The sequence below is a fragment of the Streptomyces sp. 150FB genome, from assembly GCF_000818195.1.
In the GTDB taxonomy this organism is placed as follows: Bacteria; Actinomycetota; Actinomycetes; order Streptomycetales; family Streptomycetaceae; genus Streptomyces.
The window spans coordinates 3,397,614-3,405,439 of the sequence record NZ_JTHL01000001.1 but is presented as its reverse complement, the minus strand read 5'-3'; the positions used below and the strand labels follow the sequence as shown (position 1 = coordinate 3,405,439).

Below are 7,826 nucleotides of genomic sequence, written 5' to 3'. Positions count from 1 at the left end.
AGGAAGGTGATCACCGATGACCACGCTCGACTCCGGTACCGCACCCGTCGAGGCGCCCCGCGCCCCGGTCGCCGTGCTGACCCCGCACTCCGTCGACGAGGCCCTGCGGCTGCTGGCCGCCGACGGCGCGGCCGTGCTCGGCGGCGGCGTCGGCCACACCCTCCGGCGCCACGACCGGGGCCCCGCCACCACGCCGACCACCCTGGTCTCCGTCCGCTCCCTGCCAGGACTCACCTCCATCTCCTGGTCACCCGACCACGTCACCATCGGCGCCGGCGTCCGGCTCAGCGTCTGCGCGGCGGACGAACGGCTTGCCCAGGTCTGGCCGGTGGTCACGGAGGCGGCCGGCTCCGTCGCCACCGGACGCATCCGGCGGATGGTCACGCTCGGCGGCAACATCGCGGCCCGCGACGACAGCCACGACCCGCCCGTCGCCCTCACCGCAGTCGGCGCCACGCTGCTGGTGCGCGGCCCCGAAGGCAGCAGGACGACGACCATCGGCGACCTCGGCTCCTTGCGCGGTGACGAACTCGTCGAGCACATCACGCTGCCGCTCCCCGCCGCCCCTTCCCCGGGGCAGGCAGCGGTCCGCACCGGCTCCGCGTACGAGAAGTTCCTGGTGCGCGGCGTGTGGGAGTACGCCTGCGTCAATGTCGCGGCCGTCGTCGGACTCGACCCCGAAGGGACGGCACAGCGGCTCTCGCTGGCCGTCGGCTCGGTGGCCGGAGGCCCCGTCGCCGTCGATCTGTCCGGTCTGCTCGGTACACCCCTCGACCGTGGCCTGATCGAGGAGGCGGCCGGCATCGCCGCCGCGACGACCCGCCCGTACAGCGACGTCAAGGGCTCGGCGGAGTACAAGACCCGCATGATCGCGGAGTTCTCGCGCCGAGCGCTGCGCGCCGCGGTCCGCCGCGCCGAACAGGACCCGTCCGTCTCAGGAGGAGAGCGATGACCGGCACAGCCATCGAAGGGGAGGCACGCGCCAGGGACGGTGTGACCCTGTCGTACACCCGCCACCCGGCGCCGGAGGACGCCCCGAGGATCGCCTTCGTGCACAGCCTGGCCCTGGACAGGTCCCTGTGGTCCGGGGTGACGGCCGCGCTCGAAGGACAGGCCGAGATGGTGACGTACGACGCCCGTGGGCACGGCCGTTCGGGCCGCCCGGCGGGGCCGTACAGCACGGACCAGTTCGCCGACGACCTCGCCGATCTGCTCGACCACCTCGGCTGGACCGAGACCGTCGTCGCCGGCTGCTCCATGGGCGGCTGTGTGGCACAGGCCTTCGCCGCCGGATACGCCGACCGCACCCGGGCGGCGCTCTTCATCGACACCACCGCCTGGTACGGGCCGACGGCGCCCGAGGACTGGGCGGGCCGGGCCGCGGCAGCCGGCGAGAAGGGACTTGACTCGCTGATCCCCTTCCAGCTCACGCGCTGGTTCGGTGACGCGTTCCGCGCGGCGGAGCCGGAGCTGATGGAGCGACTGACGGGGATCTTCACGGCGAACGACGTCGCCTGCTACGAGGCCACCTGCGCGATGCTTGGCGCCGCCGACCTGCGCGCCTCGGCACCCAGAATCCCGCACCCGGCCGCCGTGCTGGTGGGGGAGGACGACAAGGCGACCCCGCCGGCGATGGCGGAGGCCCTCGCCGGACTCATCGGGGACGGGCCCGCCACGGTGGTACGGGGGACCAGGCACCTGACGCCCCTGGAGAACCCGGCCGTCGTGGTGGACGCGCTGACCGGCCTGGTCCGGCGCTCGGACACAGCGGGGAGCCGGTCATGAACGGGCCGAAGACGAACGGACCGGCTGTCGTCGATGTGCACGCCCACCACGTCGGGGCGTACGCGATCGAGCGCATCCGTGAGGAGGGCGAGGCTCACGGCGTCCGGCTGGTCACGGCCGAGGTGGCGGGCAGGCCCGTCACCGGCGTCGAGGTGGCCGGCCGGCCGAGCGGACTGCCGCTCGTCCCGCCGCTCAGCGATGTGGCCGCCCGGCTGGCGTGGATGGACGCGGCCGGTGTGGACGTCCAACTCGTCGCGCCCTGGATGGACCTCGCCGGGTACGAGCTGGACGGCGAGGACGGACTCTGGCTCTCCCAGGTCCAGAACGACTCGGCGGCCCGGCTGCGCGCCGCGCACCCCGACCGGTTCCGGACCGCCGCCGCGGTCCCCCTCCAGCGACCCGACCTCGCGGTCAAGGAGTTGCACAGGGCGGTCACCGAACTGGGCCACGAGGCCGTGCAGATAGGCGCCCGCGTGGGCGAACTCGGCCTGGACGACCCGGGTCTGGACGTCTTCTGGACCGCCGCCGAGGAGCTGGACGTACCTGTCGTCGTCCACCCGGCGGAGCTGGACGTGCCGGAGCGCAGCAGGCGGCTGTTCCTGCACATCCTGGTCGGCAACCCGTCGGAGACGACCTTCGCCGCGGCGGCGCTGCTGCTGGGCGGGGTGCTGGAGAACCACCCGGGGCTGCGGGTGCTGCTGGTGCACGGAGGCGGCTTCGTCCCGTACCAGATAGGCAGGCTGGAGCGCGGATTCAGCGCGGCGCCGCCCGCTTTCAGGTCGAAGGCGACGCGCAGTCCCCGGCAGTCGCTCGGCCAGCTCTGGTTCGACTCCGTACTGCACGACGACGGAGCGCTGCAACACCTGGTGGACTTCGTCGGCGCGAGCCGGGTGGTCCTCGGCAGCGACTACCCGTTCCCGATGCGCCTCGACCCGCCGGTCAGGGCGCTCGACGCGGCCGGGCTCGACGCGGCCGGCCGGAGCGCGGTGCTGGGCGCGGGAGGCCTGTTCGGCGCCCGGACCGGCACGGGCCGCGCGGGCGGGGTCAGTGCGCGAAACCCGTCCAGCCCGAGCGCTCCACCGCCGCGAGACCCCGGTGCACGATGGACCGGGTGAGGGCGGCGGCGAGCTGGGCCTCGCGGTCCTCGTACGCCTGGACAAGCCGCCGGTGGTCGGTGACGGACGTGCCGATGCGCCCCGGCAGCGAGAGGCTGAGGTGGCGCAGTTGGAGGGTCCGGATACCGACGGAGTCGAGGACGGCCCGTACGGTCTCGTTGGCGGCGAGGCGCGCCTCGGTGTTGCGGAACTCGACGTTGGCCCAGAAGTACCGGTCGAGGTCCTCGGCGGCAGCCGCCTCCTCCAGCTCCGCCTGGACCTCGCGCAGCCGGTCGAGGTCGTCGTCCGAGCAGTTCTCGACGATGCGCCGGCTCACCAGGCCGTACAGCTCGCCCCGCAGCTCGTATATCTCGCGGACCTCCTCGATCCCGAGCGCGCGCACCCGGGGCCGCTTGCGGGCGGCGATCTCGACCAGGCCCTCCCGTTCGAGGGTCGCCAGAGCCTCCCGTACGGGGGTGCGGCTGCTGCTGAACCGGCGGGCCAGCTCGACCGAGTTGAGGTCGTCGCCCGGCTTCAGCCTGCCCTCGATGATCGCGGCGCCGACCGACAGGAGGATCTGGGCGCCGACGCTGTCCGGGTCCTCCGACCGGCCGAGGACACGCAGGATCTCCCGTTCGCCCGCCGTCAGCCCCGGCGTCGCGAGCACCGCACGCGACTGTTCCGCCGGAGACCGGTCCGCCTCGTCCACCGCCACCGCCGTGCACCGCCTCATCGCCGTACCGTGAAAGGTCCCGTCATGGATCACCACCACCAAACCACACCCAGGAAGCCCTGGGTGGTCGGTATCACCGGGGCGAGCGGGACACCGTACGCGGCGGCGGTCCTGCGCGGGCTGCTGGACGCGGGAGAGTCCGTCGACCTCGTCGTCAGCAAGGCCGCCAGGCTGACCATGCTCGACGAGACCGGACTCACCTTCCGCGAGGCGCGGTGGCGGACGGACATGAAGGCGTTCCTCGGGCGGGACACCGGCGACATGGTGGTGTGGAAGGAGAACGACTTCACGGCGGGACCGGCCAGCGGCAGCTATCCGGCGCACGGCATGGTGATCGTGCCCGCGACGACGGCGGTGGTCGCCGGGGTCGCGACGGGGATGAGCAAAGACCTGATCCAGCGGGCGGCCGACGTCACGCTCAAGGAGCGCAGGCGGCTGGTGATCGTGCCCCGCGAGGCACCGATGCGGCGCGTCACCCTCCAGCAACTGGCCGACCTGTCGGGCGAGGGCGCCGTGGTCCTTCCCGCGTCACCCGGCTTCTACGCGGGCGGGCAGGACATCCAGCAGCTCATCGACTTCGTGGCGGGGAAGGTGCTGGATGTGATCGATGTGCCGCACACCCTCTACACACGCTGGACCGGCCGTCTCGGCGCCGCGCGCACCGAGATGTCGTACGAGTCGCATGAACCGCATGAGTCGCATGAGTCCGAAGAGGGTGATGACGATGCGTGAGATCGTGCCGCAACTGCGTGAACTGCTCGACGCGGGAGAGCCGTTCGCGCTGGCCACAGTCGTGGGCGTACGCGGCAGCGCACCGCGCGGCCCCGGCGCCGTCATGGCCGTCGGCGCCGACGGACGGGTGATCGGCAGCGTCTCGGGCGGCTGCGTGGAGAGCGCGGTGTACGAGGCGGCGACGGAGGTGCTGGCGTCGGGCGAGGCGCGGTCGCAGACGTACGGCATCAGCGACGGTGACGCCTTCGCGGTGGGACTGACCTGCGGCGGCACGCTGGAGATCCTGATCAAGGCGTACGGGGCGACCGAGCCCGGGGGCCCGAGCCTGCCGGAGCTGCTGGACGCCGTCGAGGGCGGAAGCCCGGTCGCCGTGGCCACCGTCACCGGGGGCGCGGCCCCGCTGGGCGCCCAGCTCGTCGTCGGGTCCGACCGGACCGACGGATCGCTCGGGCACCCCTGGCTCGACAGCGCGGCGGCCGACGACGCCCGGGGCCTGCTCGCGCAGGGCGTCACGGCCGGGCGCCACTACGGTGCGCGCGGGCAGCGCCGGATGGACGAGGTGTCGGTCTTCGTCCAGGCCTTCAGGCCCCCGGCCCGGATGCTGGTCTTCGGCGCGATCGACTACGCGTCGGCGACGGCCGGGATGGGCGCCTTCCTCGGCTATCACGTGACGGTCTGCGACGCGCGGCCCGCCTTCGCCACCCGCGCCCGCTTCCCGGCGGCGGACGAGGTAGTACGGGCCTGGCCGCACGAGTACCTGGCGGCCACCGACGTGGACGAGCGGACCGTGGTGTGCGTACTCACCCACGACCCGAAGTTCGACATACCGCTCCTGCTGGCGGCGCTGCGCACCCCCGCGCGCTACATAGGCGTGATGGGCAGCCGCCGTACGCACGACGACCGCATGGCCCGGCTGCGGGAGGAGGGCGTGACGGAGGCCGACCTGGCCCGGCTGGCGTCCCCCATCGGCCTGGACCTGGGCGCCCGTACCCCGGAGGAGACGGCGGTGTCGATCGCCGCGGAGATCATCTCCACCCGGTGGGGCGGCACCGGCAGCCGTCTGTCGGAGCTGCCGGGAGCCGACATTCACCGCTCGGGGCGGGCGTCGGTGGTCGGCGGCTGAGGGGCGGGCGGCGGCGCGGGCGGGAGTCTTCTCCTCAGCAGGCGCGTGACGACGGATCCCGCGATTCCGCTGAAGACCAGCAGACCGATCAGGATGTCCGGCCCACGGCCCGGGAAGGCGTACCCCGCCGGGATGACCAGCACGAGGGCGACGAGGTCGAACCACAGCTCGAACCTCTCCGGGTGGGGCGGCGGCCGGACGACCGAGGGCGGCTGGTGCGTGCGGACCACATGGCGGATCACCAGGAGGCACACGCAGGCGATGACGTTCACCCCGCCGTAGAGGGCGACCACGATGCCGCCCTCCCTGCCGTACGTGGCCAGCAGGTTGGTCACGAACGGCAGGGAGCTGACCATCAGCAACAGGAACATGGTCGGCCGTACCAGCGCGATGCCACTGGCGTGGATGAGGTGGGTCTCGCTCCGGTGGCGCCGCCAGTAGCCCGCGATCACATAGAAGCTGATGAGGAAGGAGAGATAGCGCGAGGACTGGTCGGCGAGCGCGTGGCGGAGCGCGCCGTCGCTCGGTTTGTCACCGAGTGAGGGCACCCGGAGATCGAGCGCGAGCAGCGTCATGGCGATGGCGAACACGCCGTCGCTCAGCGTGAACAGGCGCCTGGTGGCGTGCTCCTCGACGGCGGCTTCGGCCGCGCCGCTCCACGCGGGGGACGAGGGGACATCGGGAACAGCCACCTGACGAGTGGGCCACGAATCCCCGCGCCGGTGTGAAAGCCACGCCGTGGGGCCGGGCGCGCGGGCGCGTTGACGTGGTGCCGCCGGTCGGTACGGGGCGAGGGGAGCGGGGCACGTGTTCAACAGTCCGAGCAACAGCGCGATTCCCTCACCGGCCGCAACGCGGGCGACTCCGAGGCGCTGAGCGGGTGGGGCGTTCCGATGGCCACCGACATCGCGTTCGCCGGGGCGGTGGCCGGTCTCGCCGTCTTCGGGTATCTCCAGAACGGGCGCGGCGGCCCGGCGAAGGTGGTGCGGGAGCGGGTCCCCGCCTGGGTGGTGTATCCGCCGCAGGCTGCTGGTGGCCGAGCTGTCGTACACCGATACGGCGCGGCTCACCGATGCCGTCCCTGCTGGCCGCGTGGTCCTGGGCGTCCGGAACCGGCACTACCGCCGCCTCCTTGCTAACCGGAGTGACCTCCGTTAATCTGGACTTAACGGAGGTTCCTCCGCTTCGAAGTCTCGGGAGGGACAGGATCATGAGCGCGGAACGTATAACCACCCCCTTCGGGGCGCAGTCGACGGCCGCCGACACCATCGCCGGCGTCGATCTCGGCGGTCGGCGTGCGACCGTCACCGGCGGCGCCTCCGGCCTCGGCCTCGAGACCGCCCGCGCCCTCGCGAGCGCGGGCGCCGAAGTGACCCTGGCCGTACGGAACGTGGAAGCCGGCGAGCGTACGGCCGAGGACATCACGGCCACCACCGGCAACAAGAACATCCTGGTCGCGCCGCTCGACCTGGCTGACCAGGCGTCGGTCGCCGCGTTCGTCGCCGACTGGCGCGGCCCCCTGGACATCCTGGTCGCCAACGCCGGGATCATGGCCTCGCCGGAACTGCGGACGGCTGAGGGCTGGGAGACGCAGTTCGCCACAAACCATCTCGGCCACTTCGCGCTGATCACCGGCCTGCACGACGCACTCGCCGCCGGTGCTGTCGCCAGTGCCAGTGCCAGTGCCAGTGCCACTGCCGGCACCGGTACCGGCGGGGCGCGGGTCGTCATGGTGAGTTCGGTCGGGCACCTGAACGGCGATGTCCTCTTCGACGACATCCACTTCGAGCGGCACCCGTACGACCGGTGGAAGGCGTACAGCCAGTCCAAGACGGCCAACATCCTCTTCGCCGTCGAGGCGGCGAAGCGCTGGGCGCCCGACGGGATCACCGTGAACGCGCTGACGCCCGGCCGTATCCGCACCAACCTGATGCGCTTCATCGGCGACGAGCACAACCCGGCGGCCCCCGCCGCGTTCGAGGGCACCAGTACGGCGATCCGGTGGAAGACGATCGAGCAGGGCGCGGCCACCTCCGTGCTGCTCGCCGCCTCCCCGCTGGTGGCGGGCGTCAGCGGTCGCTACTTCGAGGACTGCGAAGAGGCCCTGCCCGCCGAGCCCGGGGTCCGGCGCGGTGTGGCGCCGTACGCGGTAGACCCGGAGGCGGCGGCCCGGCTGTGGCAGGTGTCGGTCGACACTCTCGCGGGTGCCCGCCACTGACCGGTCGGCGAACGGACGGACCGGCCGGGGGCGGTGTCGGTGCCGCCGGTTAGATTGGCCGGATGCTCGACTACGACGGCGAAGCCCAGGTGTACGACGCGTCCCGCGGCGGCGAGGAGCGCGCCGCCGCTGCCGCCGAGG

The 7,826-nt window shown here is 72.7% G+C and carries 8 protein-coding genes and 1 pseudogene; 7 read left to right on the top strand and 2 right to left on the bottom strand.

What is annotated here, in order from left to right:
- Window positions 1-16: 16 nt before the first annotated feature.
- From QR77_RS14435 to QR77_RS14425, 3 genes are read left to right on the top strand one after another with little or no spacing between them, the layout of a single operon-like run.
- Window positions 17-952, top strand: coding sequence for an FAD binding domain-containing protein (locus QR77_RS14435; protein ID WP_040022149.1), 936 nt, complete (start codon window positions 17-19; stop codon window positions 950-952).
- Window positions 949-1,785, top strand: coding sequence for an alpha/beta fold hydrolase (locus tag QR77_RS14430; RefSeq protein ID WP_052488732.1), 837 nt, complete (start codon window positions 949-951; stop codon window positions 1,783-1,785). The genes QR77_RS14435 and QR77_RS14430 overlap by 4 nt, the downstream gene beginning before the upstream one ends.
- Entirely contained in the window at window positions 1,782-2,900 is a 1,119-nt protein-coding gene (locus QR77_RS14425; protein WP_052488731.1) for an amidohydrolase family protein, read from the top strand. The genes QR77_RS14430 and QR77_RS14425 overlap by 4 nt, the downstream gene beginning before the upstream one ends.
- On the opposite strand, the gene QR77_RS14420 is transcribed toward QR77_RS14425, so the two are convergent.
- The gene (locus tag QR77_RS14420) at window positions 2,830-3,612 is read right to left on the bottom strand and encodes a GntR family transcriptional regulator (RefSeq protein WP_107068932.1); all 783 of its coding nucleotides are present in this window, start codon (window positions 3,610-3,612) and stop codon (window positions 2,830-2,832) included. The two genes, QR77_RS14425 and QR77_RS14420, sit on opposite strands and share 71 nt — an antisense overlap.
- Window positions 3,613-3,636: 24 nt before the next feature.
- On the opposite strand from QR77_RS14420, the gene QR77_RS14415 reads away from it, so the two are divergent.
- Together QR77_RS14415 and QR77_RS14410 are read left to right on the top strand one after the other, a co-directional pair.
- Complete coding sequence (locus QR77_RS14415; RefSeq protein WP_078876670.1) at window positions 3,637-4,344, top strand: UbiX family flavin prenyltransferase; 708 nt, start codon at window positions 3,637-3,639, stop codon at window positions 4,342-4,344.
- Window positions 4,337-5,467: an XdhC/CoxI family protein gene (locus QR77_RS14410; protein WP_040027927.1), complete on the top strand. Its 1,131-nt coding sequence runs from the start codon at window positions 4,337-4,339 to the stop codon at window positions 5,465-5,467. Before QR77_RS14415 ends, QR77_RS14410 begins: the two co-directional genes overlap by 8 nt.
- Here QR77_RS14410 and QR77_RS42155 read toward each other — a convergent pair.
- Entirely contained in the window at window positions 5,431-6,159 is a 729-nt protein-coding gene (locus tag QR77_RS42155) for a TMEM175 family protein (protein ID WP_052488730.1), read from the bottom strand. The two genes, QR77_RS14410 and QR77_RS42155, sit on opposite strands and share 37 nt — an antisense overlap.
- Window positions 6,160-6,677: 518 nt before the next feature.
- On the opposite strand from QR77_RS42155, the gene QR77_RS14400 reads away from it, so the two are divergent.
- Window positions 6,678-7,685: an SDR family NAD(P)-dependent oxidoreductase gene (locus tag QR77_RS14400; protein ID WP_040022148.1), complete on the top strand. Its 1,008-nt coding sequence runs from the start codon at window positions 6,678-6,680 to the stop codon at window positions 7,683-7,685.
- A gap of 62 nt (window positions 7,686-7,747) precedes the next feature.
- Window positions 7,748-7,826: pseudogene (locus tag QR77_RS48630) on the top strand (SAM-dependent methyltransferase); the annotation flags it as partial.

Excerpts from the sequence above, each read along its gene's own strand:
- QR77_RS14435 (WP_040022149.1), top strand. The coding sequence starts at position 17 with ATGACCACGCTCGACTCCGGTACCGCACCCGTCGAGGCGCCCCGCGCC.
- QR77_RS14430 (WP_052488732.1), top strand. The coding sequence starts at position 949 with ATGACCGGCACAGCCATCGAAGGGGAGGCACGCGCCAGGGACGGTGTG.
- QR77_RS14425 (WP_052488731.1), top strand. The coding sequence starts at position 1,782 with ATGAACGGGCCGAAGACGAACGGACCGGCTGTCGTCGATGTGCACGCC.
- QR77_RS14420 (WP_107068932.1), bottom strand. The coding sequence starts at position 3,612 with ATGAGGCGGTGCACGGCGGTGGCGGTGGACGAGGCGGACCGGTCTCCG.
- QR77_RS14415 (WP_078876670.1), top strand. The coding sequence starts at position 3,637 with ATGGATCACCACCACCAAACCACACCCAGGAAGCCCTGGGTGGTCGGT.
- QR77_RS14410 (WP_040027927.1), top strand. The coding sequence starts at position 4,337 with ATGCGTGAGATCGTGCCGCAACTGCGTGAACTGCTCGACGCGGGAGAG.
- QR77_RS14400 (WP_040022148.1), top strand. The coding sequence starts at position 6,678 with ATGAGCGCGGAACGTATAACCACCCCCTTCGGGGCGCAGTCGACGGCC.